The 26728-nt window shown below is 68.7% G+C and carries 28 protein-coding genes and 1 pseudogene; 15 read left to right on the top strand and 14 right to left on the bottom strand.

Annotated features, from left to right (window positions below; genetic code table 11):
* Positions 1-67: 67 nt before the first annotated feature.
* Complete coding sequence (locus LDL49_RS42175; RefSeq protein ID WP_225300383.1) at positions 68-415, bottom strand: HAD family hydrolase; 348 nt, start codon at positions 413-415, stop codon at positions 68-70.
* An 81-nt stretch (positions 416-496) separates the two neighbouring features.
* Complete coding sequence (locus tag LDL49_RS42170; RefSeq protein ID WP_225300381.1) at positions 497-1042, bottom strand: RBBP9/YdeN family alpha/beta hydrolase; 546 nt, start codon at positions 1040-1042, stop codon at positions 497-499.
* 104 nt (positions 1043-1146) lie between these two features.
* Between LDL49_RS42170 and LDL49_RS42165 the strand changes: the two genes are divergently transcribed.
* Positions 1147-1677, top strand: coding sequence for an Lrp/AsnC family transcriptional regulator (locus tag LDL49_RS42165; protein WP_225300379.1), 531 nt, complete (start codon positions 1147-1149; stop codon positions 1675-1677).
* A gap of 486 nt (positions 1678-2163) precedes the next feature.
* Entirely contained in the window at positions 2164-2376 is a 213-nt protein-coding gene (locus LDL49_RS42160) for a hypothetical protein (RefSeq protein ID WP_225300376.1), read from the top strand.
* 222 nt (positions 2377-2598) lie between these two features.
* Here LDL49_RS42160 and LDL49_RS42155 read toward each other — a convergent pair whose 3' ends face one another.
* Genes LDL49_RS42155 through LDL49_RS42145 form a run of 3 tightly spaced genes read right to left on the bottom strand, consistent with a single transcriptional unit; the run spans position 2599 to position 6430 of the window.
* A complete protein-coding gene (locus tag LDL49_RS42155) occupies positions 2599-3663 on the bottom strand; it encodes a Leu/Phe/Val dehydrogenase (protein ID WP_225300375.1) in 1065 nt (354 codons plus the stop codon).
* 29 nt (positions 3664-3692) lie between these two features.
* Entirely contained in the window at positions 3693-5318 is a 1626-nt protein-coding gene (locus LDL49_RS42150) for an APC family permease (protein WP_225300372.1), read from the bottom strand.
* The gene (locus LDL49_RS42145; protein WP_225300370.1) at positions 5315-6430 is read right to left on the bottom strand and encodes an aminotransferase class V-fold PLP-dependent enzyme; all 1116 of its coding nucleotides are present in this window, start codon (positions 6428-6430) and stop codon (positions 5315-5317) included. Before LDL49_RS42145 ends, LDL49_RS42150 begins: the two co-directional genes overlap by 4 nt.
* 77 nt (positions 6431-6507) lie before the next feature.
* On the opposite strand from LDL49_RS42145, the gene LDL49_RS42140 reads away from it, so the two are divergent.
* The 3 genes from LDL49_RS42140 (at position 6508) to LDL49_RS42130 (ending at position 8472) form a co-directional block, all read left to right on the top strand.
* Positions 6508-7410 (top strand): LysR family transcriptional regulator, encoded by a 903-nt coding sequence (locus LDL49_RS42140; protein ID WP_225300368.1) that lies wholly within the window; start codon positions 6508-6510, stop codon positions 7408-7410.
* 412 nt (positions 7411-7822) lie between these two features.
* Complete coding sequence (locus tag LDL49_RS42135; protein WP_225300366.1) at positions 7823-8212, top strand: PPOX class F420-dependent oxidoreductase; 390 nt, start codon at positions 7823-7825, stop codon at positions 8210-8212.
* A gap of 119 nt (positions 8213-8331) precedes the next feature.
* The gene (locus tag LDL49_RS42130; protein ID WP_225300364.1) at positions 8332-8472 is read left to right on the top strand and encodes a hypothetical protein; all 141 of its coding nucleotides are present in this window, start codon (positions 8332-8334) and stop codon (positions 8470-8472) included.
* A 46-nt stretch (positions 8473-8518) separates the two neighbouring features.
* Here the strand turns inward: LDL49_RS42130 and LDL49_RS42125 are convergent, their stop codons facing one another.
* Both LDL49_RS42125 and LDL49_RS42120 read right to left on the bottom strand, forming a co-directional pair.
* Positions 8519-9394 (bottom strand): hypothetical protein, encoded by an 876-nt coding sequence (locus LDL49_RS42125; RefSeq protein ID WP_225300362.1) that lies wholly within the window; start codon positions 9392-9394, stop codon positions 8519-8521.
* Positions 9391-9897, bottom strand: coding sequence for a SigE family RNA polymerase sigma factor (locus LDL49_RS42120; protein WP_225300360.1), 507 nt, complete (start codon positions 9895-9897; stop codon positions 9391-9393). Before LDL49_RS42120 ends, LDL49_RS42125 begins: the two co-directional genes overlap by 4 nt.
* A 264-nt stretch (positions 9898-10161) precedes the next feature.
* Here LDL49_RS42120 and LDL49_RS42115 point away from each other — a divergent pair, with 264 nt between their 5' ends.
* Positions 10162-10380: a hypothetical protein gene (locus LDL49_RS42115; protein ID WP_225300358.1), complete on the top strand. Its 219-nt coding sequence runs from the start codon at positions 10162-10164 to the stop codon at positions 10378-10380.
* A gap of 313 nt (positions 10381-10693) precedes the next feature.
* On the opposite strand, the gene LDL49_RS42110 is transcribed toward LDL49_RS42115, so the two are convergent.
* Entirely contained in the window at positions 10694-11017 is a 324-nt protein-coding gene (locus LDL49_RS42110) for a hypothetical protein (RefSeq protein ID WP_225300356.1), read from the bottom strand.
* 99 nt (positions 11018-11116) lie between these two features.
* Here LDL49_RS42110 and LDL49_RS58745 point away from each other — a divergent pair, with 99 nt between their 5' ends.
* From LDL49_RS58745 to LDL49_RS42090, 4 genes and pseudogenes are all read left to right on the top strand, one after another.
* Positions 11117-11458, top strand: coding sequence for an RNA-dependent RNA polymerase family protein (locus tag LDL49_RS58745; protein ID WP_225300531.1), 342 nt, complete (start codon positions 11117-11119; stop codon positions 11456-11458).
* Between the two features lie 211 nt (positions 11459-11669).
* Positions 11670-11726, top strand: a pseudogene (locus tag LDL49_RS59440) (hypothetical protein); the annotation flags it as partial.
* A gap of 22 nt (positions 11727-11748) precedes the next feature.
* Positions 11749-11919, top strand: a complete 171-nt coding sequence (locus LDL49_RS59435) for an SDR family oxidoreductase (protein ID WP_372470618.1) — start codon at positions 11749-11751, stop codon at positions 11917-11919.
* A 208-nt stretch (positions 11920-12127) separates the two neighbouring features.
* Positions 12128-13273 (top strand): RICIN domain-containing protein, encoded by a 1146-nt coding sequence (locus LDL49_RS42090; RefSeq protein ID WP_225300352.1) that lies wholly within the window; start codon positions 12128-12130, stop codon positions 13271-13273.
* Positions 13274-13333: 60 nt separating this feature from the next.
* On the opposite strand, the gene LDL49_RS42085 is transcribed toward LDL49_RS42090, so the two are convergent.
* On the bottom strand, positions 13334-14197 hold the full coding sequence (locus tag LDL49_RS42085; RefSeq protein ID WP_225300350.1) for a WD40 repeat domain-containing protein: 864 nt from the start codon (positions 14195-14197) through the stop codon (positions 13334-13336).
* On the bottom strand, positions 14175-16043 hold the full coding sequence (locus LDL49_RS42080) for a serine/threonine-protein kinase (protein WP_225300349.1): 1869 nt from the start codon (positions 16041-16043) through the stop codon (positions 14175-14177). Before LDL49_RS42080 ends, LDL49_RS42085 begins: the two co-directional genes overlap by 23 nt.
* 293 nt (positions 16044-16336) lie before the next feature.
* Here LDL49_RS42080 and LDL49_RS42075 point away from each other — a divergent pair, with 293 nt between their 5' ends.
* Together LDL49_RS42075 and LDL49_RS42070 are read left to right on the top strand one after the other, a co-directional pair.
* Positions 16337-17554 carry an esterase/lipase family protein gene (locus tag LDL49_RS42075; RefSeq protein ID WP_225300347.1) on the top strand — a complete coding sequence of 406 codons (1218 nt, stop codon included), beginning with the start codon at positions 16337-16339 and terminating at the stop codon, positions 17552-17554.
* A 151-nt stretch (positions 17555-17705) separates the two neighbouring features.
* A complete protein-coding gene (locus tag LDL49_RS42070) occupies positions 17706-18683 on the top strand; it encodes an NAD(P)H-dependent flavin oxidoreductase (RefSeq protein ID WP_225300345.1) in 978 nt (325 codons plus the stop codon).
* 96 nt (positions 18684-18779) lie between these two features.
* Here the strand turns inward: LDL49_RS42070 and LDL49_RS42065 are convergent, their stop codons facing one another.
* Entirely contained in the window at positions 18780-20315 is a 1536-nt protein-coding gene (locus LDL49_RS42065) for an alpha/beta fold hydrolase (RefSeq protein ID WP_225300343.1), read from the bottom strand.
* Positions 20316-20434: 119 nt separating this feature from the next.
* Entirely contained in the window at positions 20435-21064 is a 630-nt protein-coding gene (locus LDL49_RS42060) for a TetR/AcrR family transcriptional regulator (protein WP_225300342.1), read from the bottom strand.
* 76 nt (positions 21065-21140) lie between these two features.
* Between LDL49_RS42060 and LDL49_RS42055 the strand changes: the two genes are divergently transcribed.
* Positions 21141-21554: a DUF4345 domain-containing protein gene (locus LDL49_RS42055; RefSeq protein ID WP_225300340.1), complete on the top strand. Its 414-nt coding sequence runs from the start codon at positions 21141-21143 to the stop codon at positions 21552-21554.
* 33 nt (positions 21555-21587) lie between these two features.
* Here the strand turns inward: LDL49_RS42055 and LDL49_RS42050 are convergent, their stop codons facing one another.
* Complete coding sequence (locus LDL49_RS42050) at positions 21588-21977, bottom strand: PPOX class F420-dependent oxidoreductase (protein ID WP_225300338.1); 390 nt, start codon at positions 21975-21977, stop codon at positions 21588-21590.
* A 142-nt stretch (positions 21978-22119) separates the two neighbouring features.
* Here LDL49_RS42050 and LDL49_RS57570 point away from each other — a divergent pair, with 142 nt between their 5' ends.
* Positions 22120-22245, top strand: a complete 126-nt coding sequence (locus LDL49_RS57570) for a hypothetical protein (RefSeq protein WP_263656194.1) — start codon at positions 22120-22122, stop codon at positions 22243-22245.
* An 84-nt stretch (positions 22246-22329) separates the two neighbouring features.
* A complete protein-coding gene (locus LDL49_RS42045) occupies positions 22330-23784 on the top strand; it encodes an aKG-HExxH-type peptide beta-hydroxylase (RefSeq protein WP_225300336.1) in 1455 nt (484 codons plus the stop codon).
* On the opposite strand, the gene LDL49_RS42040 is transcribed toward LDL49_RS42045, so the two are convergent.
* Positions 23768-26671: an AfsR/SARP family transcriptional regulator gene (locus tag LDL49_RS42040; protein ID WP_225300334.1), complete on the bottom strand. Its 2904-nt coding sequence runs from the start codon at positions 26669-26671 to the stop codon at positions 23768-23770. The two genes, LDL49_RS42045 and LDL49_RS42040, sit on opposite strands and share 17 nt — an antisense overlap.
* Between the last annotated feature and the right edge of the window lie 57 nt (positions 26672-26728).

Here is a 26728-nt window from a genome sequence, read left to right as displayed (position 1 = left end):
TGAGAACGGGATCGAGGGCGGACGGGGGTTGGTGCCACCGATGCCGGGAAACCCCGGCCAGGCGTTGCTAGCAGTTGAGAGCGTCGGCCAGGTGGTCGAAGCTGGCGTGGACGAGTTGCCGTCGCGCGGTGTCGTCGAACGCGCTCGTGACGCCGTGGTGGTCGAGTAGTTCGTCCAGTGATTCCCGGTGCAGGGTGTCGAGGTAGACCCAGTCACGCTCGCCACGGTTCACGCGCTGCGGGGACGGCAGGTAGCGGTCGTGCCAGGCATCGGCGAACGCACCGGCGTCCTGACTCAGGCCGTGGTCAGTGGCGATCCGAGCAACCTGCTCGGCGACCCCGGTGCGCCCTTCAACGGTCGTAGCGAAGATGTCACAGGCCACTACGCGAATCGAAGCCGAGTCGAACTTCTGCATGGGCATCTCACCTCTTCCCGTGCGTGGTGTCGAACACATCTGACCGGCTGCGGGCGTTACCGGGGATCGGCGGGATGCCGGTCAGGGCCGACGCGTGCCGGCGGTGAAGGCTGTGAGCAATGCGCGCCCGAAATCCCATCGGCCGAGTCGGCTGGCGGAGTTGATGTGTCCGGCCGAACCGACGCTGACGTGGTCGAGCTGCCAGCCGGCGGTCAGGCGCAGCGCGACGTCTGGGGAGCAGTAGGGGTCGTCGTCGCTGAAAACGACCAAGCCTGGCACGTGAAGCGGGGTCGCCTTCACCGCGGTGAAGGTGGAGGCCTCGGCCGGGAAGTTCGCTCCGGCATTGTCCGGTGGAGCCACCAGGAACACTCCGCCGATGTCCGGCCGACGCCGGGCGACCCAGCTGGTGGCGGCATGACAGCCCAGGCTGTGGGCGACAAGCACCATATCGGTCGATAGGTCCTCCCCAACGGCCTTGTCGATTGCTTGGCACCAGTCGTCTAGATCCGGTACGTCCCACGAGAAGGGGGAGATCCGTGAAGCGTAGGCTCCCCACTCGTCCTGCCAGATGGACTGCCAATGGCCCTCACCCGACCCGTTGATGCCCGGGATGATCACATAGCGCATTGGCTTCTCGTTCCGTCGTCATTAGTGGTGCTGGCTTGTGCTCTGGGCGTCATTATGTGCGAACGATCGAGTAGAGTCGCTTGCTGCTGATGAATGGAAGGTCGATGATGGACGAGACGTCGCTTTCATTGGATGCAGTCGACCAGGCGATCCTGGCCATCCTGCAAACCGAGGGGCGCCTTGGCGTCACCGAGATCGGCCGGCGGATCAACCTCTCGCAGCCGGCCGTGTCGGCACGCATCAAGCGCCTTGAACAATCCGGGATCATCACCGGATACCGCGCCGTGGTCGACCCCGCCCGGCTCGGTCTGAGCATCCATGCCGTGATCCGGCTGCGTGCCACCCATGCCCGCATCTCCGCGTCCCTTGACCACTTCGCGCGACTGCCCGAGGTCACCAACGTCTACCGGCTCACCGGCGAGGACTGCTTCCTCATCGACGTTCACGCCCCCAGCGCAGAACGCCTCGAAACCATCGTCGACAGCGTCGCCCGCTTCGGGCCCGTCATCACCTCACTGGTACTCCGAACCTACGAAACCAAGCCGATCACACCGCACCGCCCCGCTGCGGAGACGGTGTTTCGGCGGCAGGCGGGGCCGACCCGCCCAGAATCTCCTCCGCCGTTTCCCGGGTGATCTCCAGCCGGGACAGCCGATCTTCCTCGGCCTCATGCTTAGTGGTCCTGCCCGTAAGTTCTTCGGAGTCAGTGGCTGAGGTAGAGATCGCAGGCGCAGTCGAGGGCTTCTTGGGGCGTGCCGGCGGACATGCCGGTGGGCAGGATCTGGTTCTCGTACTTGCCGCTGCTGGCGAGGTAGAGCCCGAACCCCCAGATGGAGGCCGATCCACCGTAGCGGAGCCTGATGAGGGGCTGGTGGTGGCTGTCGGCCAGTTCGCCTTCGACGTAGGCGAACTGGATGTGGTAGCGGACGTGCAGGCCTGCCAGTTGAGGCCAGCGATCGCGGGCGTGCTGGCGCAGTCGCTGGGCCAGGGAGGTCTTGGTCTACTCCGGGATGGCGGGCATGAGCCCTATCTTGCCGTCCGGCGTGTCGATCACGCCCTGGACGGTGGAGATCGGGGCGAAGTAGCAGCGCACCCCCGAAAGATCACCGAGAGTGTTCCGCGTGTCCGTCCCCCGCGCTCGCCAGATTGTCCTGACCGCCTCCGAGCGAGGGCGGTTCAAGGAGCTGGCCCATTCTCATACGACCCCCTTCCAGCAGGTCGTCCGCGTCCGGATCGTGCTGGACGCCGCGCATGGCTACTTCAACGCCCGTATCGCCCTGCGACAGCGGGTCCACCTCGATACCGTCCGCCGGTGGCGTGGCCGATACTGGTGACGCCCTTGCCAAGACAGTGCAGCCGTCACGACTTGGAGTTCCACCGGGGACAGCCGTGTAACGGCCGCGTTCGCGCTGTCGTACGAGCGCCTGGAGCCCGACGCCCAGCATCTGTTCCGGCTGGCCGGGCCTGCTGGCCGGCAGGAGCCACCATGACAGAGGCGTCGCGGCTGGAAGCGATCGGGCGGCTGCGCGAGTACTGCCGCCACGCCGTCGACTGACCTAACCCATTCCGCGTAGGCCGCAGCCGAGGTAGGGCGGGTGGCTGCGGCGGGCCGCGAGCCGGGCCAGTGCCAGGGCCGTGGCCGCCTCGACCGTTGTGATCTCCTCGTGTCCGGCCCGTTCGAAGACCTCCGCGACAGTGTTCCCCACGCGCCGGACCCTGGCCGTCGCCCGCTGGTCATCGTGACCGAGAAGTTGTTCCTCCAGGTAGACCAGCCCACCGGCGCTGGCGAGGAAGTCCGGGACGTACCGGATGCCGTCACGGGCCAGGGCGCCGGCCAGGGCGGGAGCGGCGAGAACGTTGTTGGCGCCCCCGGCGATAACTCGGCACCGCAGCCGCGGGAGCGTCTTCTCCGTCACCACCTCTCCCAGCGCGCACGGCGCCAGCACGTCGCAGTCGGAGGAGAGGATCTCTCCCGCGGGCACCACCTTCGCGCCGTACTGGTCGGCGACCTCGTGCGCCCGCTCGGCGACCAGGTCCGCGACGATCGTCTCGGCCGACTCGGCGCGCAGCAGGCGGACCAGGTGGGAGCCGACGTTTCCCGTCCCCTGGATCGCGACCTTCACGCCGGCCAGGTCGCCGGAGCCGTGCGTGGCCCGCAGCCCGGCGCGGATGGATTCGAGCACCCCCAGCGCGGTGTATGGGGAAGGGTCGCCCCTGTCGCAGACGGGAGCGGTCTCACAGCCGATGACCTCGATGTCGGCCTGGGTGGTGCCGACGTCGTTGACCGGGATGAACCGTCCGCCGAGCGTGGCGATGTACCGGCCATGGGCGCGCAGCAGGGCCTCGCTCTTGTCGTGCGCGGGGTCCGCGATGATGAGGCTCGCGCCGCCGCCTAGGTTGAGCCCGGCGGCCGCGGCCTTGAGCGTCATGGCCTGCGCCAGGCGCAGGCCGTCGGCGATGGCCTGATCTTCGTCGGCGTACGGCCACATACGTACTCCGCCCAGGGCCGGGCCGAGGGTGGTGTCGTCGATGACGATGATCGAGCGGAGCCCGCTGGCGGGGTCGGCGCCGATGGCGACCTGCTCGGTGGCGTGCTGTTCGATGCGGTCGAACAGATCCATGTCGATGATCTCCCTTTGGAGGCGGTGTGTCAGTGCTGGGTGGTCGCGGCGGGCACGGGCTCCATGGTCTCCTCCTCTCCGATGAATCCTGAGTCGAGCAGTTCGGACACCTTGCCGTCGGAGAGTCTGGTCCGGACGGCCCATCCGTAGATGACCAGACTCCAGACCCCGATGGCCACGGCTCCCCACGCGTAGCCGAGGCTCTCTTCCATGAAGCTGATCAGGGCCAGGCCGCCGAGCCAGGGGAGGAACCACGACGACGCGCGCAGTTCCATGGCGGGACCGTCCTTGATGAAGGGCTGGGTGGCGAAGAAGACGACGTAGCCGAGGAGGACCGCGACGCAGAGCTTCCAGTACGTCTCCCAGCCGGTCCAGAAAATGATCAGGTTCGAGGAGAAGAAGGCGAGGAAGGGGATGACGTCCTTGCCCGGGAGCTTGAAGGGCCGGGGGTGCTCGGGCAGGGAGCGCCGCAGGGCGGCCAGAGCCAGCGCGCCGGAGCCCAGGGACAGGACCGTCGCGGCCGTGACGAACCCGACGAGCGACTGCCAGCCGGGGAACGGCAGGAAGAAGACGACCCCGACGAAGAAGGTCAGGATGAGGCTGATGTACGGGGTGCCGCGCTTGTCGAGACGGGCGAGCCCGGAAGGCGCGTTCTTGTTGCGCCCCATCGCGTACATGACGCGAGATGTGCTGACCGTGTAGATCAGGCCGCTGTCGGCGGGTGAGACGACGGCGTCGACGTAGAGGACCACGGCGAGCCAGTTGAGCCCGAGGATGGTGGCCAGGGCGGCCAGAGGGCCGAAGATGCCGGTGGCGGAGCCGGAGGCGAGCGCGATGTCTCCCCAGCCGCCTGCGAGGGACTTCGGGGAGAGAGCGCCGATGAAGACGATCTGCAGCAGGATGTACAGGGCTCCGGTCAGGAGCACCGATCCGACGACGGCGATGGGGACGTTGCGGCGGGGGTTGTCGGTCTCCCCGGCGAGTTCGATGCCCTGCCTGAAGCCGAGATAGGAGAAGACGACACCTGAGGTGGCGATGGCGGACAGAATGCCCTCGATCCCGAAGGGAGCAAAGCCCCCGGCCGCCGGCAGAGTGAAGTTGGAGCTGTGGAAGGCGGTGAAGGCGAACGCCACGATGACGGCCACGATGACGGCGATCTTCCACCAGACGAGCAGGTTGTTGGCGCGGGCGAACCATTTGACGCCGTAGAGGTTGACGACGGTGAGCAGGGCCATGAGCACGACGGCGACCGCGAACCCGGTGGGGAAGGTGAGGACCGCCACACCGTCCACCTCGTGCATGAGGAAGGTGAAGTGTACGGAGCTGTACTGAATGGCCGCTTCGACTTCGATGGCGGCCGCCGATCCACACGTGATCCAGAGAATCCAGCCGAAGCCGTAGCTGGCGAAGGATCCGAACGCGTAGTGCGGAAAGCGGGTCACTCCTCCGGAGAGAGGAAGCATGGTGCCCAGTTCCGCGTAGACCAGGGCGATGGTCATGATCATGAAACCGCCGATGATCCAGGACAGGATGGAGGCGGGGCCGGCGGTGTTGGCGGCGCTCTGGGCGCCGAAGAGCCATCCTGAGCCGATGATGGCACCGACTGAGGTGAACAGGAGTCCGACGAGCCGGACGTCGCGGCGTAGTTTCATCATGCTTTCCCGGGGGATGCGAAGATCGTGGTCAGGGCTCGGACAAGGCGCTCGATGTCGTGCAGGTCGTTGTAGGGCGCGACTGACACCCGGATCAACGGCTGCTTCTTCCACATGCGGACAGGTGCATCGATGGCGAATTCGGCGCGCAACCGGGCCGTGGTGGCCGCCGCGTCGCATGCGGGCACGCGGAAATACGCCATCTGGAGGGGTTGCGGCTCGGCGAACGGCTCGAACCCGGCCGCGGCCATGAGGCCGCGGGCGGTGACGAGCAGGTCCCGGCATTCGGGGTTGCGGGCGTGGACGCTTACGAACGAGATGGCGGCGGGGATGGAGAGGTACGCGGACGGGTCGCGGGCGCTGCGCCAGTCCTGGCTCGGCTCGTAGGGCGGATCGCCCTCGCCGGTTCCCCAGCCCGGGGCGAGCGGCTCCAGGGTGGGCTGGATCTCGGGACGCACCTGCATAAAGGCCGCGGCCTTGGGGGCGCACAGCCACTTGTGGCAGTTGCCGATGTAGACGTCGGCGCCGACGGCGTCCAGGTCGAGAGCGAGATGGCCGGGCGCGTGGGCGCCGTCGACGACGGACAGGACGCCGGCCTGGCGGGCCAGGCGGCACAGCTCTTCGACCGGCATCAGCAGCGCCGTAGGCGAGGTGATGTGACTCACGACGAGAGCCTTGGTGCGTTCGGAGGCGTGAGACCAGACCTCGGACGCGCAGGTGCCTGGGGCCCGCACGATCCGCGCGCCGGTTCGGGCGGCGATGAAGTCCAGGGCCTTGTCCACGGCTCCGTACTCGTGTTCGGTCGTGAGGATGTCGTCGCCGGGTGACAGGCGCAGGGATCGCAGCACCGTGCTCATCGCCACGGTGGCGTTGAGCACCAGGGCGAGATCGTCGGCCTGGGCGCCAAGGTAGGCGCCGAGCAGGATACGGACGTGGGCGAGGCTGTCGGCCAGCCGCGTGTCGAACATCATGCTGGGCGAGCGTTCGAGTTCGCGTTGCCAGGCCTGATAGACCTCGAAAACCGGTCGGGGGCAGGCGCCGAAGGCTCCGTGGTTCAGATGGGTGATCGCGGGATCCAGGAGGAACAGATCGCGAATGCTGAGTATCTCCGGCACACGGTCAACATAGGAAGAGCAGGCAATATGTGTCCAATGCATCTATTTAAGGCATATCATCAGTTAAATTGATGTGTATGGAAGTGGAGCAAATAGCGGCATTCCTGGCCATCGCCCGGCAGGGCGGATTCACCCGGGCCTCTGAGGCGCTGCACGTCTCCCAGCCCGCGATCAGCCGCCGGATCCGCCTGCTCGAACAGGAGCTGGGCGCCCCGCTCTTCGAGCGGGTCGGCCGGGGCGTGATGCTCAGCGAGGGAGGGCGGGCGTTCCTGCCGTACGCCGAGATGCTCGTCACCGTGATGCGCGACGGCCTCGACGCGGTCCGCGATCTGCACCACGGACACACCGGAGAACTGGCGCTCGCCTTCGTCGGCACGCTCGCCGGAACGGGCATGACCAGGCGCCTGCGTGATTACCGGCGCGCGCACCCGGGCGTGCGGCTGCGGATCCGCACAGCGACCAGCGACGGCGTCAGCGAACTGGTCCGCCGCGGCGAGGTCGCACTGGGGCTGCGGTACGACGACGACAGCCATCCCGAACTGCTCTCCACGCGGACCTACGACGAGGAATTGGTGCCTATCTCCGCACCCGAGCACCCACTGGCCGCCGCACGGCACCTGACCCGCGGCGAACTGGCGGCACATCCCTGGATCACCTTTCCGCCACGCACCGGTGAGACGCGCGAACCCTATGCCAACGCCCTTCGCGCACTACTGGGACAGGAAGCGGCCGACACGACCGAGATCGTGCCGATCGACAGCCTGACCGCTCAGATCAGCCTGGTGGAAGCGGGGTTCGGGCTGGCCATGGTGCCGCGCAGCGCCGTCGAACGGGAACTGAACGCGGGCCGGCTACGCGTCCTGGACGTCGCCGCCGCCTCCTCCTCAATTCCCGTGGTGCTGGTCGAGCGGCGTCAGGGCTTTCAGAGCGGAGCGGTCAAAGCCATGCGGCTCGCCCTGCTGGCCCGTGACGGCGGATGAGCTCCCGCTCGAAGTGGCCGATTGCCGGTCGTCGATCCCGAGAGAGGATCACTGGTGTGCCCCGTTCGTGCCCGGGTTGCGGCTCTCACCCCAGCCAGCGACGGGGTGAACACCTCCGCCAACTCCCGAGCAGACAGCGTCCTCGCGAACCTCGGGTAGGCCGTCCGATCGATCGACGCCACCCGAACCCCGGAAACCATCACCAATCAGCGCGAACCATCAGATCCTAACGGCCGATGATCAAGCTCGCGGCCCGTTTCCGCCAGGTTGGCACCCGGTTGACGTCCTGTTCCTGTCCATGCGCCGGGAGGCCTGTATTGACCTGGTTCTGAGAGACCGAGGACCGGGCCGCGTCGATCGCCACCGTTGGCCGGTTTGATTACGCTAGTGTCAGGGTTGCATAGTTTGCCACATGGTCTTCACGCAGGCAGAACTCGATTATCTGGCCGGACAGCGTCTTGGTCGCCTGGCCACCGTTTCTCCCGCCGGGCATGTCCAGAACAACCCCGTGGGGTTCTTCGTGGACGCCGCCTCGGGCACGATCACGATCGGCGGGCATGCCCTGGGGGCGTCCAAGAAGTTCAGGAACGTCCAGCAGGGAAGCACCGTGTCGTTCGTCGTAGACGACCTGGCCTCGGTGGATCCGTGGGTGGTGCGCGGCATCGAGATCCGAGGCTCGGCGGTGGCCTTGACCGACCACGAGCCGCCGGTGCCGTACTTCTCGCGGGAGATCATCACGATCGCTCCCAGCAGGATCATCTCTTGGGGGGTGGAGGGGGCTCGGTCGAGCCGCAAGGTGTGAAGACTTACCAGGGACAAGGGCTACACGAGCCAGCGGCTTGCTCGAGGCGCCGTCTGGGGATCACTCACCGCTCTACCATGGCGGATCGGCTAGGGCGTGCTCACCGTGCCCGACGATGGATGACCAAGCTACGGCGATACAGGTATGCCAACCACCGGTTGCTGGTCTTCGGGTTCGCCGGTGTCTCGATCCTCCGGATGCCCGGCGCGGAGTGGTCCGGCGAGCCCAAGACGGCGGTGGCGAGCGTCGTACGGGCCTGAGGTCGGCAGCCGCCGCCCTCGCGGCTTCAGCGGCTGCCTGATGCCGTCAGTCGCTGCCGCGCCCCAGCGGCCCGAAGGCGACGTCCTTCTCCTGCCGCAGTACCTTCCCGTCGGTCCCGTAGGCCGTCACCGTGACGGGTGGCGAGTCCAGGATCGTGGCCTCCTTATTCTCAGGGTCTTGGGGGTCGCGCACCAGCTTCCCGGTGATTCGTACGATGAAGAACCCGTTGGCGATCCGCGCCGACGTACGCCGCCCGTCCGCCCAGTCGACCTCCACCCGCCGCACGCCGTCGCTGACCCGCCCGGTGACGACCCGGTACACATCGTCCTTCTGGATCCGCTGCGTGCCGACGGTGTAGGAATGCGTGTGGCTGGTGTATGCGTCCACCTGCAGATCCCCGGAGAGCCCGGCTAGATTCCCGGGCGGCTTGAACCCCCAGTAGGTGAAGACCGCACGCTCGGCCATGTCCTTCTGATCGGTCGGCGTGCAGAGCACGAAACCGGCGTCACTGCCCACCAGGGCAGTACTCCCGCCCTGGTCTGGGTAGTCCACCAGCACCCGGAAGTCGTCAGCCGCCCCCTGCTCGGCGATCCGCCGGTTCCCGTCCATGTTGTGCACCGGCCCGCCCTGGGGCATGCACTCGCGTACGAGCCGCAACTGCTCGGGGGTGTTGTCCGGCAGGGCCGCCACACCGGCAGCGGTGGCCGGGCCGGGGGTGTCCCGGGGGGGCAGGGCCAGCGCCGCGATCACCGTGGCGGCCACCGTGGCGGTCACGGCCACCGTCGTGAGGCCGGCGACCGACCACGCCCGGCGCCGGCGCCGGGCGAGAGCCCGCGTGGCATGAGCCAGCGGGTCCACAGGGGTGGCTTCGCCGGCCATCAGGCGCAGCTCTTCGGCGATCCGCCGTTCGTCGATGGTCACTGCAGGCCCTCCAGGATGACGCTCTCGCCGACCAGCTTGCGCAGGCGGGCGACGGCTTGATGGGTTTGGCTGCGTACGGTGCCCACCGAGCAGCCCATGATCTTGGCGACCTCGGACTCCGGGAGATCTTCGTAGTAGCGCAGCACCAGCACCGCTCGTTTGCGCGCGGGCAGGACCCGTAACGCCTTGGCCAGCGTGATGCGGGTCTCCACCTCGGAGGTGCGGTCGGCCACGCCGTGATCGGGAGGCGCTTCGAGCACGCGTTCGCGGCCCCAGCGCGGGCTGCGCCACCGCCCGACCTGTTCGTGGTACATGACCCGGCGCACGTACGCCTCCGGGTTGTCTCGGATCCGCCGCCAGCGGGTGGCTGTCTTGGCCAGCGCCGTCTGCAGCAGGTCCTCGGCGGCGTGCTGGTCGTTGGTCAGGACGTAGGCGAGCCTGATCAAGCTGTCGGATCTGCTGGCGACGAACTCGGTGAAGTCGCGCTGATGGTCAGGGTGCAAGGGCTCTCCTCGTGTCTCGCACCCTTAGACGTAGGAGAGCTGGCGCATCTATGGCGCGCGTCAGCCGGCACCGCAGGGCACTGCCGAAGTCCTGGAGGCAGCGGACGGGGCCACGCTAAACGATCTTCAGTGAGTGCACAAACGGGGGTGAACGGCAGTTGTCGCCACGCCGCACCCTCAGCACGCTGCGTCACCGTTTTGAGGATGCGAAGCTCTCCTGCGCCTCCTTCGTCCTGCCGGGTGGTGACGCCTGATGGAGAAAGCATGACCCCGCGTCTCACCCCGCGCCGGCTGGAATTCCTGGGCAAGCTGGCCGAGCACGGGAGCCTAGTCCTGTACGGCTCGTCCGAGGACATCCCGGAGTACGGTCTCAACCAGTCCGACGTGGACGCGCTGGTCAACCTGGGGCTCATCACCGTGGGGGAGCCGGGCGAGTTAGAGCGGCGTGAGGCGGCAACGACTGGTGATCTTCACAAGCCGTAATGATCTTCGCGTGCTGGCAGAATGCGGACCTGCCAGCACGCGCGGAATGCTCATTATGGTGGCCGCTCGCGGCCTTGCTGAGATGGCCTGACGGTCGGTGATGCGCAGAAGGTGCGGCGGATTCGATCTCAGCGCCGCACCTGTCTCGCGACAAGATGGTTTTGAGCAACAGACATGTCACCAACCGCCGAATGCCGGCGCTACGCAGCGCGGGCAGTTCGCCACGGCGCACAGCGGGGGGCCCAGCCGATGCCGAGAAATACGATCACTCGATCGCTGGATTCTGCCAGTGCCCGCCCCTTGCGAAGATCCGTTAGTACTTCTTGATGTCAAAGCCGTGGGCGAGGGCCTTGCGGTTGTGGTTCGGGCAGGTGGCAACCGACTGCCCGTCGATGCCCGGCTGGACCACGACCCACGGGCCGAGTACCTTCGTGGAGCCTGAGCTGGTGGGACACGTAGCTATGGCCCGCACGTACCCCGCGCCTCTGTCGCAGCTGGCCCACGTCCTGTAGTTCTGGTAGTAGAAACCGCTGTGACACCCCTCGGGGATCGGTTCGGCCAGGGCCGTGCCTGGTGCGACGGGGATGAGCGCCGCAACGGTCGCGGCCATCACCACAGCCATGATTCCATTCTTCATGGAGACGATCTTAGTGAAGGCGCTCGGAACTTATCCGGCTTTTCGGACGGCGATAAGCGGACGATGTCGCGATCATGGTATGCGGTTCCAAGGGCTCACGTGGACGCGCTCTGGGAGGAGGTCTCCGACGTGCTCGCCCTTTTGGGCTTACGGTGGTCGGGGACCAAGACCCGCGTGGTCCATCTGGACGAGGGGTTCGACTTCCTGGGCTTCCACATCCAGCGACGCACCAAGAAGGGAACCACGAGGAAGAGCGTCTACACCTACCCGTCGAAGAAGGCGTTGCTTTCGATCATGGAGAAGGTGCGGACGCTCATCACCCGCGTTCAGTTGGATGCCGTCGCTGCTGAGCGCAGCCGGGCGGCGGCGGTGTCGGCGTTCCGGCGCAGCCGTTCGGCCTCGACCAACAGCCGGGCTGCGCCCTCGGCGGTGAGCCGGTAGTAGCGCCTGGCCCGGCCGTCCACGACCTCCTCGTGGTCGGTCTCAATCAACTGCTCGCCCGCCGCTGTTCCTGTGCGAACGCCGCCCGGTCCCCGCCCGCCGCCCGGCCGCCGGCGACATCTGCCCGCACACCGGCCGCGCCCGCCTCGGCTACGACCGCGCCCGAGCGCTGGCCATCGAGCTCGCACCCCGCGGCATCCGGGTCAACACCGTGAGCCCCGGCCCCATCGACACACCCGCCCTGAACAAACAGGGTCTGCCCGCCACCGCACTCGCCGGCTTCCGGGCGGATATGGCGTCCCGCGTACCTTTGGGCCGCATCGGATCGGACGCACGACATCGCCCGTACGGTCGCGTTCCTCGCCTCCTCCGGCGCCGGCTACATCACCGGAGCGGAGATCGTCGTCGATGGCGGCATGTTCGCCGGTCTCGCCGCCAGACAGACCGCCGACGACCACTGAGCCGGCAGCGGCAACCGGCCGGATCATCCCGGCCTTGGCCGAAAAGCATTTCGTACGACTCGCCGAGATACGTACTGCTGCCACCCCTATGGCCTGCTGTCCTCGTCGCTCTCCCTGTAACGTTCACAAGATCTTGCCGAAAACCTTTTCGCGCGTCATCGTATGCACAGGCCTGCCCTCGCTCCCAGGACTCGGAGGACGCGCATCGATGAAACGATTAGCCGCTGCCCTTACCTCGCTGACCACCGCCCTGGTCTTTGTGATCACGATGGTCGGCGCCTCACCGGCCAACGCCGCAACGGCATTCACCTCGACAGCCGTCAACCAGAACGGCGCCAACTGCCTGACCCTCCCCAACAGCTCCACCACCAACGGCGTCCAGCTCACGCAGGCGTCCTGCAACGGTGGCGGCAACCAGAACTTCACCTTCACCCCGGTGAGCGGCACCACCGACCAGTACACCGTCGGCACGTCGACCAGCGGCAGATGCGTGGACGTCTACGGCGCGTCCACCGCCGACAACGCCACGGTCATCCAGTGGAACTGCTCCAACGCCAACAACCAGAAGTTCCGCCTGGTCCCGGTGACGGTCAGCGGCCCCGACAAGACCTTCAGGCTCCAAGCCGTGCACTCCAGCAAGTGCGTCGTCCCCGCGGGCGGCTCGTCGGCCGCCAACACCGGGCTCGTACAGCTGGCCTGCGACGCGGTGTCCTCACGGACCTGGCGGTTGCCGAACTACACCAGCGGTGGCGGCACCCCCACCACACCCCCGGAGAAGACAATCCGGGTGTACTGGCTGAAGCCCTCCGACGTGGCCTTCGACCAGCGGTGGCCGGACGGCATCGCCAACGTCCTGCGGGAGGCGCAGCGCTACTACAAGCAGGAGCTGGGCAAGACCTTCACCCTCAACAACCCCGTGGTGGAGGTCGTCAACGGCGACCACGTGAAGAACTGGTACGAGACCACCCCCAACGGGAGCGACCCGTACTGGTGGACCGTGTTCAACATGCAGCAGGAACTGCTCAGAAAGCTGAACCTGAGAGCACCCGACCCGCGCTGGATCAACGTGGGTGAGATCAGCGCGGAGGGCAACGGCGCGGGCGGCGGTGGCGGAGGTGGCTGGGTGATCCTGAACCAGCACGACGCCGATGGCGCCGCGGGCGTGAACGGCCCGATGAACCGCTGGTACGGCGGGATGGTCCACGAGCTGGGCCATGCCTTCGGCCTGCCCGACTCGTCGTCCACCGACGGGACACCGATGTCCGCCTCGTTCTACGACTACCCGAACACGCACTTCAGCCAGAGCCAGAAGAACCAGATCTTGAGCGGTCCGTACGGCAGCTTCCTGAGCTGACCCCGGACAGACGTATGGCCGGCCCGTCCCCGCTCGACCGGGAACGGGCCGGTCCGACGATCACCGGCAGACCTCCCGGTACGGCACGCCGGGCAGATACCGCTGCCAGTCGGCCCGCGTCAGCCCCCGCCCGGCGCGGGCGCAGATCGTGGCGGCCGTCGCCTCGGGCCCGACGGACATGTCGCGCAGCACACCCGTCTCATCAAGGGTGTGCAGGACCGCGCCACCTGATCCGAACGCGGCCAACAAGGAGTCCACGTCCGCCGCCATCGACGGCCCGAGCTTGCGCGGCGTGGCGACGTCCCACAGCTGGACCGCTCCCCCGCCGATGGACGCCGCCACGTCCCCCTTCGGCGAGAAGACGATCTGGGTGATCCCGGCGCCGTCGTTGGGGTTCGCCCGGAATGTCGGGCCGCGCTTGGCGCCCGTGGCCACGTCCCAGAACGCGAGCCTGCCCGACTCGTCGCCGGTGGCGAGGACTGCTCCGTCAGGGCTGAAGGCCATCGTCCGTGCTCCGCCGTTCAGACCTCCCGAACCGAACCCGGAACCCACCGGCCGGCCGGTGGAGAGGTCGATCATGTGGTTCCCCAAGCTGGTTACCGGCACCATCATCGGGCTACCCGGCCGGAACACGACCTCCCACAGGTTCCCGGTCTCGACGGACCGCATCCACGTGTGCCGCGGCACGTTCCAGATGAACACGCGACTGTGCCCCGTACCCTCAAGGTCGTCGTTGCCGTCGCTGGCGCCGACCGCGACGAGCGTCCCGTCCCCGTTCACCGCAAGGGTGGACGCCGTCCAGTGGCCCGGCAGCCGGGCCGCGGACACGCGTGACGGCTGCGAGGTGTCCCGCATCTCCAGCCGCTGTCCCAGTCCGCCGATGGACGCCAGCAGCCGCCCGTCAGCACTGAAGGCGAGGGCCATGTCGCCGTCTGCGATCGACCCTCTTCCCCGTACGTACGTCGTACATCCGCACGCCTTGCGGGGACACGCTGACGAACGTACGCCCGTCCGCGGTCATCTGCCGTACGGTCTCGGCGCCGGTGTCAGGGTCGGTGAACGCAGCGCGCTCACGCTGTGCCCACGCGTTCTCCAGCGTCGCCCGCGTCGCGGGGACGGGGGCCAGCCGCCAGGCGGCGACGCTGAGCAGCATCGCCCGAACCGGGTCGGTAGCGCGCATCGTGTCGGCCTGCGCCGCGACCTTGCTCGCGACCGCCTCGTCCCGCTGTGCCGCGACGATCCTGCTCTGCTCCGAGACCAGGCGGCTCTGCCGCAGAGCGAGGCCGCCGCCCGCCAGGGCGAGGACGAGCAGGGCGGCCAGGGCGACGGTGAGGAGGCGGCGGCGCCGGACACGGTGGCGGGTGGCGGCGTTGCAGGCGTCGAGGAAGTCGCGTTCGAGCTTGCTCAGGGTGAGGTGGCGGCGGCCGGTGGCGGCCCAGCGCAGTGCCGTCTCGAGGCGGCTGCCCTGGAAGACGTCGCCCTCCCGACGTCCATGGGCGTTCCAGTGGCGCGCGCCGGTACGGATCATGTCGTGCGTGGGCAGTCCGTCGCGCTCGTCGCCGACCCAGGTTCGCAGCCGCGGCCAGGCCCGTACCAGCGCCGGCCGGGCCAGGGTGATGTCATCGCCCCGCGTGGTCACCAGGTAGGCGAAGACCTCCAGGATCCGCTCCAATGCGGCCTGCTCCTGCGGCGTCCTGGCCTCCGATAACTCCTCCCGCGACGCCGCCCGTACGGTCACCTCGCCTGTTTCGGTGACGTTCACCAGGCGCAGGAACAGATCAGGGACCAGATCACGCTCGGCGGGGTCGAGGAATTCGTAGGCGTCGTCAGCCAGGGTGCCGAGAGTGGGGTCGGCCGGGGCCCCACGGTCGAGCAGCCCGGCCTCGACGCTGCCGACGGTGAGCAGGTCGGCCTGACTGCCCTGACCGCCACTGACCAGGCCGCCACTGACCAGGCCGCCGCTGACCAGGCCGAGCAGCAGGTCGCGCGCGGCCGGCCTGGCGAGGGGCTCTTTGGCCAGGGCCGCCGAGACCAGGGACCGCACCGACCGCGGCAGCACCGTCAGATCCGGCTCGGCCGACAGGACCCGGTGCATGACCGCGCCCAGACTCTCCGCCCGGAAAGGATCGTCACCGGTCGCCGCGTAGACCATGATGGCGCCCCAGGCGAACACGTCGGCGGGAGCGCCGGCGCGCTGGCCGGTGTACACCTCCGGAGCCATGTACGTCGGGGTGCCGGTGACCCGGCCGGTGGCGGTGAGCGACATCTCCGGGGTCCGCGCCACACCGAAGTCGATGACGCGCGGGCCGTCGGGCCCCAGCAGCACGTTGTCGGGTTTGAGATCGCGGTGAATGACGCCGGCGTCGTGGATGGCGGTCAGCGCCGTGGCCACCGCGGTAGCCAGGCGGTGCAGCTCGTCGCCGCTGAAACGCCGGCCGCCCTCGACCGCCTGGCGCAGGCTGGGCCCCTCGACGTACTCGCTGACCAGGTACGGCTTGGGCGCGTCCAGATCAACCGCCAGCACCCGGGCGGTACAGAACGAGGCCACCCGCTGAGCGGCGGCAGCCTCCTTGCCGAACCGGGCCCGCAAACCCTGGTCACCGGCGGCGTCCCCGTGCAGCACCTTGATCGCCACCCGGGCGCCCTGGGAGTCGTACGCCTCGTACACCACCCCCTGCCCGCCGGCCCCGAGCCGCCCGGCCAGCCAGAACTCCCCCCAGCCGAAGAGGGTCACCAGGAAGCAGGGCCGACGCCGACGCCATCTCACCACCCCGTCATCCCTGATCGACTACGTCGTTTAGATGCCGTCCCCCTTCCTGGAGTTGCCATCCTCGCGAGGTCGGCCCGATGACTTTCACCGCCCGGTCGGGCTCTTGACCGCAGTCGCACCCGCATGTGGGCCGACCTCCAGGAACGCGAATCATGTAATTGATCTGTGACGGATGGTCAATCCTTACCCTTCTCCGCCATGTCGATCAGCGTTCGCCCTATTGCGGTCCGTAATCATCGCAGTAATCCGGCAAGGCCGCCGGATCCCCTGTGCGCACCGGAGAGGGAAATGAGATGAGCGAAGAGCAGGCAGTACGGGCAGAGCAGGCCATCGGGCCGATCAGGCTGATCGCGCCGCTGGAGGTCTCCGCACCGGCACCCACACCGGACAGGATGTGGGAGCTTCCCGGTGGCACCGCTTGGGTGTACTACGGAGAAGGCCACCAGAGCCTCGTCAATCCGGTCATCCTCGCCGACGGCTTCAACACAGGTCCGTCCAACCTGCACGAGTCCTGGCATTTCCTGGAGCGGGGTGACTACCCCCTCATCAGCGAACTGCGCCGCCGTGGCCGCGACCTTGTCATTCTCGGCTTCGCCGAGCGCAGCGCGTCGATCCTGGACAACGCGCAGACCGCGATCGCCGCCATCACCCAGACGCTCGCCGAACGGTATGGGAACACGCCGCTCACCGTCGGCGGCTTCAGTATGGGTGGACTGGTCACCCGCTACGCCCTGGCCAAGATGGAGCATGACGGCCTCGACCATCAGACGGCTCTCTACGTCTCCTACGACAGTCCGCATCGGGGTGCGTGGATCCCGATCTCCCTGCAGGCGTTCGCGCACTTCCTCAGGCCGGCCAACCCCGTCTTCTCCCGCCAGATCAACAGCCCGGCCGCGCGCCAGCTGCTGTTCCGTCACATCTCCGAGGTCGGCAGCGAACCCCAGCAGGACACGCTGCGTACCGAATTCCTCGACCACCTCCGCGCGGTCGGCTCGTGGCCCAGCATCCCGAGAAAGATAGGGGTGGCCAACGGTATGGGAAACGGCACCGGCAACGGGGTTCCGGCCGGCGTCGAAGCGCTCAAGTGCACCGGCCTGGTGTTCAACGGCACCGTGCTCTACACCCAGTCCGCCGGAGATGACCAGCAGGTGGCCGTGCTCAGAAGCATCCTCGGCGCCCATAAGGACATCCGTACCAGCGGGCTGCCCGAGCTGGACGGCGCACCGGGCGGGACGCTGGAGTCCTTCGGCATTCTGGCCGACGCCCTGAACAAGCACGGTCAGGCCGAGGTGTACTACCGCTCCATCTGTTTTGTTCCCGCGGTCAGCGCCGTGGCGATCCGCGACCTCGACGACCAGGACGATGTGTACGCCAACATCGGCAGCCTGCGCCCGTCGCAAAGCGAGCTGGACGAGTTCCTGTGCGCGTCCGACAACGAGGCGCACACCCAGATCACCGAAGAACTCTGCACCTGGATCCTCGGTCGGCTCCCGGAGCCGGCGTCACTGTGAGCGGTGCGGCCCACATAAGCCCTTTCTCCTGGCCGAGCATGTACTTGGTCAGGTGAATCAACCCTTCACCGGCGCTGGCACCGCGGCGACCGTCTCCTCGTCCTGCGCGGCATGCGCAGGACGAGCGCCGCGTACAAGCCGGTAAGAAGTGATGATTGCGGTTATGACGTTTTCGACAGCGTTCACGAAGTTGTTCGGCGTGCAGCACCCCATTGCCCTGGCGCCGATGGGCGGGTCGGCCGGTGGTGCGCTGACGGCGGCCGTCTCTCGCGGTGGCGGGCTCGGACTGCTGGGCAGCGGCAACGGCGATCCGGACTGGCTGGCCCGCGAGGTGCCGATCGTTGCCGAGGGCTCCGGCGGAAGGCCGTGGGGCATCGGTTTCCTGACCTGGCGGATCGATGTCGGGGCGGTCGAGCGTGCGCTGGAGTACGCCCCCCGGGCGGTGATGTTGTCCTTCGGAGACCCGAGCCCGTTCGCCGAACGCATCCGCCGGGCGGGCACGGCGCTGATCATTCAGGTCACCGACCTGGAGGAGGCCAGGCGGGCGGTGGACCTGGGCGCCGATGTCATCGTGGCGCAGGGGGTCGAAAGCGGTGGGCATGGCGCTCGGCACGGGCGCTCCACGTTGCCCTTCGTGCCGGTTGTGGTGGACCTGGCGGCACCGGTGCCGGTGCTGGCGGCCGGCGGGATCGCCGATGGCCGCGGGCTGGCCGCCGTGCTGGCCCTGGGGGCCGCCGGGGCACTCATCGGCACCCGCTTCCAGGCCACGACCGAGGCCCTGGTGGCCCCCTCGACAGCCAAGGCGATCGTCGAGGGGCGCGGGGAGGACACCGAGCGCAGCAGCGTGCTTGACATCGCCCGAGGCTCCGGGTGGCCGTCGAAATACACCGCCCGCACCCTCGGCCACCCTTTCCTGGATCAGTGGCGGGGCCGAGAAGCCGAACTCGCCACCAATGTCCAGGCCCAGCAGGCATACCAGGATGGCGTGGCACGAGGCGAGATCCCCGCACTGCCGATGTGGGCCGGGGAGGCCATCGATCTCATCAACGACCTGCCCTCCGCAGCCGACCTTGTCGGAGCCATCGCCGCGCAGGCTGAGGACGCACTGGCCCGAGCGGTAAAGCGCTGACCGAAACGGTGCCGGACCACGGCGGGTGCCGTGGTCCGGCAACTCTGCTTACCTACCGGACCGTGGCGGGTGCCGTGGTCCGGCAGCTCTGGTTACCTACCAGTGCTGTTTGTCCGTTGGCCACGTCTTCTGCGGCAGTTGCTGCTGCTTGCGCATGCTCTCCTCAGGCGTGCCCACGGCGCAGCGGGTGCCGCGCGGAGGCACCGTCAGAGCGATCAGATACTGGTCGATGATGTCCGTCTGGCACTTGTCCTTGCCGTAGATGCGGTGCCCCCAGCCCTCATAGGTGAGCAGCACAGCCTTCGGACCGAGTTGCCGCGCCGCGTTGGCGGACCACATGTACGGCGTGGCCGGATCATGCAGCGAGTTACCCAGCAGGATCGGCGCGTCGCCCGTGTACTTCAGCCGGTGCGGCGGGTTGGTCGTCGTGGAGTTCAGGCAGATGGGCATGTCGTCGATCGGGTACGGGTGGTACCGCACGTCGGGCGCCAGGCGCTTGGAAACGCCCATGTAGAAGGCATATTCGGCGTAGTTCCGCACCCGGAGGTTGTAGTCCTGGCAGAGGATCCGGGTGGGCAGTTCGGCGGTGTCGCCCTCCACGGGGCCCCGGCCCGGCAGCGGCGGCACCCATGACGGCTCGGGCCCGCCGCTCAGCCAGTTGATGACCTCGCTCAGCAAGCGCCAGTCGGGGCCCTCGGTGCCGAGCGCCGCGTTGTAGATGACCTGCAGCTCGGTCATCGGGCGGTCCGGGGCGGTGGGGTAGTACAGCTCGCCGCGCCGGGCCTTGGCCCGCAGATCACTCCACATCTTCCGGACGTCACGCCCGTGCAGGATGCAGCTGGTGTCGGCCTCGCACCAGCCCACGAACTGGTCGAAGGCGTCCTCGATGGCGATCGCCTCGGTGCTGAGGAAGCCCGCGACGCCGAGACTGTGGTCCATGTTGCTGTCGAGCGCGAGAGCCCGGATCCGGTTCGGGAACATCTCGGCGTACATCTGGCCGATCAGCGTCCCGTACGAGATGCCGTAGTACGTCAGCTTCTCCTCGCCGAGGGCGGCGCGGAGGGCGTCCATGTCGCGCGCGACGTTGCGCGAGTCGACGTGGTCGTACAGGGGGCCGGTGCGTGCCCGGCAGTCCTGGTGCAGCTTCTTGGTGAAGGCGTCCCAGGCGTTGTAGTCGGCCTGGCTCGACATGACGGTGTGCGGCATCTGGTTGTACACCGAGGCCGAGCAGATGACCGGGTGGCTGCGGCCCACGCCCCGGGGGTCGAAGCCGACGATGTCGAAGCGCTTCTGCAGCTCCTCGGTGTAGGAGTCGGGAGCGCCGTACACGGCCTCGACACCCGACCCGCCCGGCCCGCCGGGATTGATCACCAGGGAGCCGACCCGAGCCGTCGGGTCGGTGGCCTTGCGCCGGGCGATGGCCAGGTCGATGGTCTCGCCGCTCGGCTTGGACCAGTCGATGGGGACGGTCAGCTTGCCGCACTCGGCACTGGGCTCCTCCTCACAGGGCGCCCAGGTGATGCTGCTCTGTCCTACCGCTTCCGGCTCAGTCGCCGCGCCGGCCGCAGGAACAGGGAGAACCGCGGCCAGTGCTAAAAGCGCGGTAGCGAGCAGAGTCGTCTTTCTTCGCACGTTGCTCCAATCGTGGTCGGCCTGCACGCCCCCCGTTTACGAGCGTGCCGCCAGTCTCGATCATGGCGTGTGCGGGACTTTGATGGGACTTGCACTCATAAATTCGCGCAAAGTCCGCCCTAGGCACCCGCGGTGGGCCCTTGTCGCGGCCAGTCGGGGGCGGGGTCCTCGGCGAGCAGCGGCCGGAGGGCGCCGAGAACCGCGCCGACGCAGACATCGCGCAGCTGGGTGCGCGTACAGGTCGCGTGGGTGAGCCAGTCGACGCAGAGGACCTGGACGAAAACCAGCCAGCTCTTCAGGACACCGGACACGGCCTCGCGGGCGCTCTCGTCCGCGAGTGGGAGTACGGCCAGCAGCCGCGCACGGAGCTCGTCCAGCTCGTTCGTCATGATCGTCTGGATCACCGGGTCGCCCGCGAGGACCCGGTTCGCGGCGAGGACGGCGTTGCGGTTCGCCACGAAGTAGTCGAGATGGACGTCCATGCCCTGGATGAGCTGCTCCACCAGGGAGTCGGCGGGGTCGAGCCGCGTCTCGGCAAGCAATTGATCCGCCGCCCGCTGGTAGATGGCCGCGAAGAGGGCGTGCTTGCTGGGGAAGTGACGGTAGAGCAGGGCCCGGGAGACACCGGCCTCTTCGGCGACCTCCTCCATCAGCACGTCGGCGTACGGGTGTGCGGCGAAGAGCCGTGCGCCGACGGCGAGGAGTTGGGCGCGGCGGTCGGCTGGGGTGAGTCGCTGGCGGGGAGGCACGCAAGAAGTTTAGTTGACACGGGTCTACTAGCGCGCTCAATCTAGTAGACGTATGTCAACTAAGCTTGGAGGGATCATGGCCAGGGTTCTCCGCATACTCACACAGCTGATGGGCTGGGCCTGCGTCGCGATCGGCCTGTTCCACGTGGTACTCGGCAACGCGGCGATCCCCGGCGCCGGTTCCGCCGGCCCGACGGTCGACAGCTGGGGCCGCTTCATGGGGGCCGGCTTCGCCGGCTACGGGCTGGCCTGGCTCTGGGCCGCGCGGCAGCGTCCGATCCCGGCTCGGGCGGTGCGGTGGCTGGCCGGCGTTTTCCTGCTGGGCGGCGTAGGGCGGCTGCTCTCGCTCGCCGTGTACGGCTGGCCGCAGTGGTTCCAGATCGCGCTGGCGGTGATCGAACTCAGCCTGCCGCCGGTCTTCTTCTGGCTGGCCGACGCAGAGGAGCGGGCCCTGCGCGGCGACGTGGCGTCCGTGCCCGCAAGGCAATGAACGCGGTCGTACACCCTTCGTACCTGGCGGTCTTCACACTTTGCGGCTCGACCGTGCCCCGTCAAGCCCCCAAGAGATGATCTGATGGGGGGTGATCGTGATGATCTCCCGTGAGAAGTACGGCACCGGCGGCTCGTGATCGGTCAGGGCCACCGCCGAGCCCCGGATCTCAATGCCGCGCACTACCCACGGGTCAACCGAGGCCAGGTCATCCACGACGAAGGACACGGTGCTGCCCTGCTGGACGTTCCTGAACTTCTTCGACGCCCCCAGCGCGTGCCCGCCGATGGTGATCGTGCCCGAGGCGGCGTCCAGGAAGAACCCCACGGGATTGTTCTGAACGTGACCGGCGGGAGAGACGGTGGCCAGGCGGCCAAGGTGCTGTCCGGCCAGGTAGTCGAGTTCTGCCTGCGTGAAGATCATGCGGCAAGTATGCAACCTTGACGTTGACGTCAATCAATACGAACAGCCGATGCATGGCCGCTGCCGCCCGCCACACCGGGCCCACACCCTCGCTTCGTAGGTTCAAGAGCGCCAAGCGATCCAACGCACGAAAGGCAGCAGCATGCCGACTCAGACCGTGGAATTGCCGCAGTTCCCGCTGGCAGGGAACACCGCCCCCAGCGTGACGACCGACGCCGTGCACGAGCGCGCGTGGGTCCCGCCGTTCTCGTCACCCCGCGTCCAGTAACGGAGCCTCCAGCAATAGAGAACGAGCCGACCGGCGGCGGGACATCCCGCCGCCGGTCCCCCACCAGCGAATGGAGGCGACGTCTTGGACACCGATTCACCTGCCGATCTGACGGCCGGCATCGACCTGACACTCGGCTCGGATCCCCGGTTCGGCAGCGCCGAGGCGATCGAGGTCAGGAACCTGGCTCGCTACCGCCTGGGCCTCGGCGTGCTGGCCCGGCACCACCCGCACGCCGCCGGCCGGCTGGAGCGGTTGTGCCAGGCTGATGACGCCGAGCTCCGCCCGGTGATGTACGACCCGGTGCTGCGCAACGCGTTCGAGAACGACCTGGCCGCCCTGGAGCGGCAGGCCGGTGAGAACGGCACTCTGGTCGGCTACCTGGAAGGCGGCGCGGCGGACGTGCTCGACGGCCTCGGGCCATGCGAGCGCCTGTCTCACCCCAGGGTGCGTCCATGGCCCGGTCATGCCGTCTCGTGGGTGTGGACCGACCTCGAACCACGCTCCGAGCCGGAAAAGGTGCTGGCCGCCCGCCTGGAAGAACTGCTGGCCGGGACGCTCTCGGAAGGCGGTTCCGGCAGTCGGGTGCGTCCCGACGCCGGCATGCTGGCCGGCCTCAGCCGAGGCGCCGAACTGCTCGCCGAGCTGCTGCCCAACGCGGGCGCCGGCGTGCTGCCGCACATCTCCCTGACCGGGTTGGCCCGTGACGAGCTGCCCGACGGGGTCCTCAACTCGATCTCCGGCGGCGATCCGCTTCCTTCGGCGGTGCTCCTGGCCCCCGAGCGGCTGGCCAACCCCTGGATGGCAGCGGAGACGCTGTTCCACGAGGGCCTGCACCTGAAGTTGTTCGACATACTGCGTACTGGGTCCATGGCCGCCGATCCGGACCAGCTGATCCCGATCCCCTGGCGCGTGAAGTCGTGGACGTTGACGCGGGTGCTGTTCGCCATGCACGTCTACGCTCACCTGCTGCTGTTCCGTGCGGCCGCGGTCGCCGCCGGCCCGGACCTGCGCGCCAAGTACGGAGAGCCGCCTACCACCGACTTCGTCGACCAGGCCACGCCCGGCAGTCAGGCGGCCGGGAGCGGCGAGTACACCACCACTGTCGAACGGGTGACCTATCTCGCCCGGCAGGCCTCGCAGGTGTACGGCGGGATGCTGACGGCCGGCGGAAGGCGGTTCGTCGACTGGCTGATCGGCGCCGTGGCCCCCCTCGCACCGGGAATCCTGCCCGAACCGCTATCCGTCGAGCCCCGCCCACGCACGGAGGTGGAGTTGGAGGTACGGGGCTACCGCCAGGCACAGCCGGTCCAGGTGTGCCCGATCCCCGAACAGCGTGAGCTGGTGGCCGTCACACCCGGCGCGCCGAGCTTCCAATGGCTGAACGAACACGCATGGCTGATCTACGCCCTGTGCGACGGCAGCGACCTGTCGTCGCTGCGCGACCGGTACCGCCAGGCGGCCGGACCGGGCACGGACGACCAGTTGGGGCTCGGTGTGGCCGATCTCCTCTCGGTCGGGCTCATCGTCCCGGTGTGATCACGCCCAGCTCCTTGAAGATCTGGTCCGCGGCGGCCAGATGGTGATGGGCGGTGGCGTCACCCTGGTCGGCAAGGGCCTCACCGAGATCCCTGTGGGTTTCGGCGAGGCCCCTGCGGTCGCCGATTCCGGAGCGGATGCGCAGCGCCGCGGTGAAATGCGCGAGCGCCTCCTCCTCCCGCCCGAGACGGTGGTAGAGACCGGCCAGGTCGTTGGTCACCTGCCCCTCGCCCTTGAGGTCGCCGCTCTCGCGATGGCTGGTCAGCGCGGCCAGGAGGTGCTCGCGCGCGGGTTCGAGCCGGCCGAGCTTGGCCTCCACCAGGCCGATGTTGTTCAGCGCGCGGGCCTCTCCCTTGTGGCTGCCCGCCGCCCGGCGCAGCGCGAGCGCCTTCTGGTACAGGTCCAGCGCCTCGGCGTGGCGGTCTTGGGCCTCGCGGGCCACGCCGAGATTGTTGAGGGTGTTCGCCTCTCCTTGGCGGTCGTCCGTGCGCTGGTGGATGGCAAGCGCGCGTTCATAGTGGGTGACGGCCTCCTCCAGGCGGCCCAGGTTCCGCAGCACGATGCCGAGCATGTTGAGCGTCTGGGCCACGGCGCCGTCGGCGCCGGTGCCTTCCAGGAGGCGCCGTGCCTCCTGGAGCTCGGTGAGGGCTTCGCCGTACAGGCCCAGCAGCCAGGAGACGGTGCCGATGCTCCGCAGCGCGGTGCCCATCCCGTGCTGGTCCCGCAGTTGCCGGTAGATCTCCAGCGTCCTGCGGTGCTCGGTCAGGGCTTCGGGGTAGCGGCCCAGGTGCTCCAGGACGGCGCCGAGGTTGTGGTGGGCGACGGCGGCCTCCGGGTGCCGGCCGGCCCGCTCGGCGGCGGTGGCGGCGAGGGCGTGCAGCTCAGCGGTGTCGGTCAGGCAGTGGCGCAGTCGCAGCGGCTGGGCGAGCGCCGCGGGCAGCCGCCAGGCGGCGTCCATGCCATGCTCGGCGGCGTGGCGGGTGCCCGCCATCATGTTCTCGTGCTCGTCCCGCAGTACGAGCGGGTCGTCGATGGTGAGATACCACTCCAGCAACCGGCGTACGGACTCCTCGCGGATCGGCGGAGCGTCCTCGACCTGGGCTCGGTGACGGGCGTAGTCGAGAAGGAGATCGTGCAACTGGTAGCGCTCTTGGAGCGGTCGGCCGCGGTGGGGGTGGATCAGGCTGGCCGCCCGTAACGCGTCCAGGTGCGTACGCGCCTGGGCTGCGGAGACGTCGAGCATCGCGGCCAGCGACTGGGCGGTGAAGCCGGAACCGGGTATCAGGCCCAGGCGGCGGAAGGCGACCTGGTCGGCCTCGGCCAGCGCCTGGTAGGACAGGTCGAAGGTGGCGCGTACGGCGGTGGCCGGGACGTCGCCGAGGCGCAGTGCGTTGAGCCGGCCGCGCTCGGTGAGGTCCGCCAGGTAGGTGGCGACCCGGCGATGGGGGTGACCGGCCAGGTGGGCGGCGGCGATCCGCAGGGCCAGGGGCAGCTGCCCGCACTGATCCGCGAGCTCGGCGACCGCCTCCGGCTCGGCGCCGGCGCGTGGGCCGATGACGGCGGCCAGCAGGGCGACGGCCTCGGGCTCGGCCAGGGTGTCGAGGTCGATGGTGCGCGTCACGTGGCGCAGGGCCAGACCGGAAAGCCGGTTCCTGCTGGTGACCAGCGCCAGGCAGCCGTCGGTGGCGGGCAGCAGCGGTTCGACCTGGGCGGGGTCGGCCGCGTTGTCGAGCACCACCAGCACCCGCCGTCCGGCGAGCAGTGTTCGGTAAGCGGTGGCGAGCTCGTCTTCCCCCGCCGGGACCTGCTCCGGAGGCATGCCCAGGGCGCGGACGAACCGGTCCAGCGCCTTTCGTGGAGTGATCGCCTCCTGCGGCCGGTGCCCGCGCAGGTCGATGAAGATCTGCCCGTCGGGAAAGCGCTCGGCCATCCGATGTGCCCAGTGGACCGCGAAGGCCGACTTCCCGACGCCGGGCATGCCGCTGATGACGGCCACCGTCCCCGGCGCGGTCCGCATCAGCGCGGTCAGCTCACGGAGTGCGGCGCCGCGCCCGGTGAACTGGGCCAGGTCGGGCGGGAGCTGCGAGGAGACCGGCCCGCGAGCCTCCCATCCGTTCACCCGCCCGTTCACGCGCCCGTTCTCCGGCTCGTTCACCCGCTCGTTCTCCCGCCGCAGGATCCCGGCCTGCAGACGGCGCAGCTCCGATCCGGGGTCCAGGCCGAGCTCCTCGGCGAGCACCCGGCGCGCTTCGCCGTACGCGGCGAGCGCCTCTCCGGTCTGCCCTGAGCGGTCGAGGGCGGCGATCATCCTGGCCCACAGGGATTCGCGCAGCGGGTGTTCCGCCAGCAGCGCACGCAGCTCACCGGCGACCTGGGCGTGCCGGCCGAGCCCCGCCAGCGTGTCGGCGTACTCCTCGAAGACCGCCAGCCGCAGCCCGTCGAGCCGGGCCCGCTCCGCCTCGATCATCGGCGACTCGGGCGCGTCCGCCAGCGCCGGCGCCCGCCACAGATCCAGGGCCTCCCGGAAACGCCGCGCGGCGTGCTCCAGCCGCCCCGCCTCCGCCAGCTCCCTCGCCTCTACGGCGAGCCGCTCGAAGACACGGGCGTCCAGGGTCGCGCCCGCCAACCCCAGCCGGTAGCCGCCCGGCTCCCTGACCAGCGTGACCACGCCTATTCGACGCAGACGGGAGAGCAGGGAGTGCAGCGTGCTCTCCACGCTCCGCGGTGGTGTCGCGCCCCACAGCTCGTCGACCAGGCGCTCGACGGGGACGGGCCGTCCGGCGTTGATCAGCAGGACCGCGAGCAGCGCCCGCTGCTTCGGCGCGGTCAGCGGGACCGGCGAGCCGCCGTTCCAGAGCTCCAGGGTCCCGAGGATCCGGAAATCCACGCCGCCCCCTTCACCGCGCACGTCCCGCTTTTGTGCACAGGTCTCACTTCACCGCGC

Origin of the sequence: Nonomuraea aurantiaca (assembly GCF_020215705.1) — a bacterium.
In the GTDB taxonomy this organism is placed as follows: domain Bacteria; phylum Actinomycetota; class Actinomycetes; order Streptosporangiales; family Streptosporangiaceae; genus Nonomuraea; species Nonomuraea aurantiaca.
Note: the sequence above shows the minus strand (reverse complement) of the source record. Positions and strands in the feature narration are given on the sequence as shown.

What these genes read in the sequence shown, in the direction of transcription:
- LDL49_RS42175 (WP_225300383.1), bottom strand. Translation starts at nt 415, where the DNA reads ATGCAGAAGTTCGACTCGGCTTCGATTCGCGTAGTGGCCTGTGACATC.
- LDL49_RS42170 (WP_225300381.1), bottom strand. Translation starts at nt 1,042, where the DNA reads ATGCGCTATGTGATCATCCCGGGCATCAACGGGTCGGGTGAGGGCCAT.
- LDL49_RS42165 (WP_225300379.1), top strand. Translation starts at nt 1,147, where the DNA reads ATGATGGACGAGACGTCGCTTTCATTGGATGCAGTCGACCAGGCGATC.
- LDL49_RS42155 (WP_225300375.1), bottom strand. Translation starts at nt 3,663, where the DNA reads ATGGATCTGTTCGACCGCATCGAACAGCACGCCACCGAGCAGGTCGCC.
- LDL49_RS42150 (WP_225300372.1), bottom strand. Translation starts at nt 5,318, where the DNA reads ATGATGAAACTACGCCGCGACGTCCGGCTCGTCGGACTCCTGTTCACC.
- LDL49_RS42140 (WP_225300368.1), top strand. Translation starts at nt 6,508, where the DNA reads ATGGAAGTGGAGCAAATAGCGGCATTCCTGGCCATCGCCCGGCAGGGC.
- LDL49_RS42135 (WP_225300366.1), top strand. Translation starts at nt 7,823, where the DNA reads ATGGTCTTCACGCAGGCAGAACTCGATTATCTGGCCGGACAGCGTCTT.
- LDL49_RS42130 (WP_225300364.1), top strand. Translation starts at nt 8,332, where the DNA reads ATGACCAAGCTACGGCGATACAGGTATGCCAACCACCGGTTGCTGGTC.
- LDL49_RS42115 (WP_225300358.1), top strand. Translation starts at nt 10,162, where the DNA reads ATGACCCCGCGTCTCACCCCGCGCCGGCTGGAATTCCTGGGCAAGCTG.
- LDL49_RS42110 (WP_225300356.1), bottom strand. Translation starts at nt 11,017, where the DNA reads ATGAAGAATGGAATCATGGCTGTGGTGATGGCCGCGACCGTTGCGGCG.
- LDL49_RS42090 (WP_225300352.1), top strand. Translation starts at nt 12,128, where the DNA reads ATGAAACGATTAGCCGCTGCCCTTACCTCGCTGACCACCGCCCTGGTC.
- LDL49_RS42085 (WP_225300350.1), bottom strand. Translation starts at nt 14,197, where the DNA reads ATGGCCCTCGCCTTCAGTGCTGACGGGCGGCTGCTGGCGTCCATCGGC.
- LDL49_RS42075 (WP_225300347.1), top strand. Translation starts at nt 16,337, where the DNA reads ATGAGCGAAGAGCAGGCAGTACGGGCAGAGCAGGCCATCGGGCCGATC.
- LDL49_RS42070 (WP_225300345.1), top strand. Translation starts at nt 17,706, where the DNA reads ATGATTGCGGTTATGACGTTTTCGACAGCGTTCACGAAGTTGTTCGGC.
- LDL49_RS42055 (WP_225300340.1), top strand. Translation starts at nt 21,141, where the DNA reads ATGGCCAGGGTTCTCCGCATACTCACACAGCTGATGGGCTGGGCCTGC.
- LDL49_RS42050 (WP_225300338.1), bottom strand. Translation starts at nt 21,977, where the DNA reads ATGATCTTCACGCAGGCAGAACTCGACTACCTGGCCGGACAGCACCTT.
- LDL49_RS57570 (WP_263656194.1), top strand. Translation starts at nt 22,120, where the DNA reads ATGCCGACTCAGACCGTGGAATTGCCGCAGTTCCCGCTGGCAGGGAAC.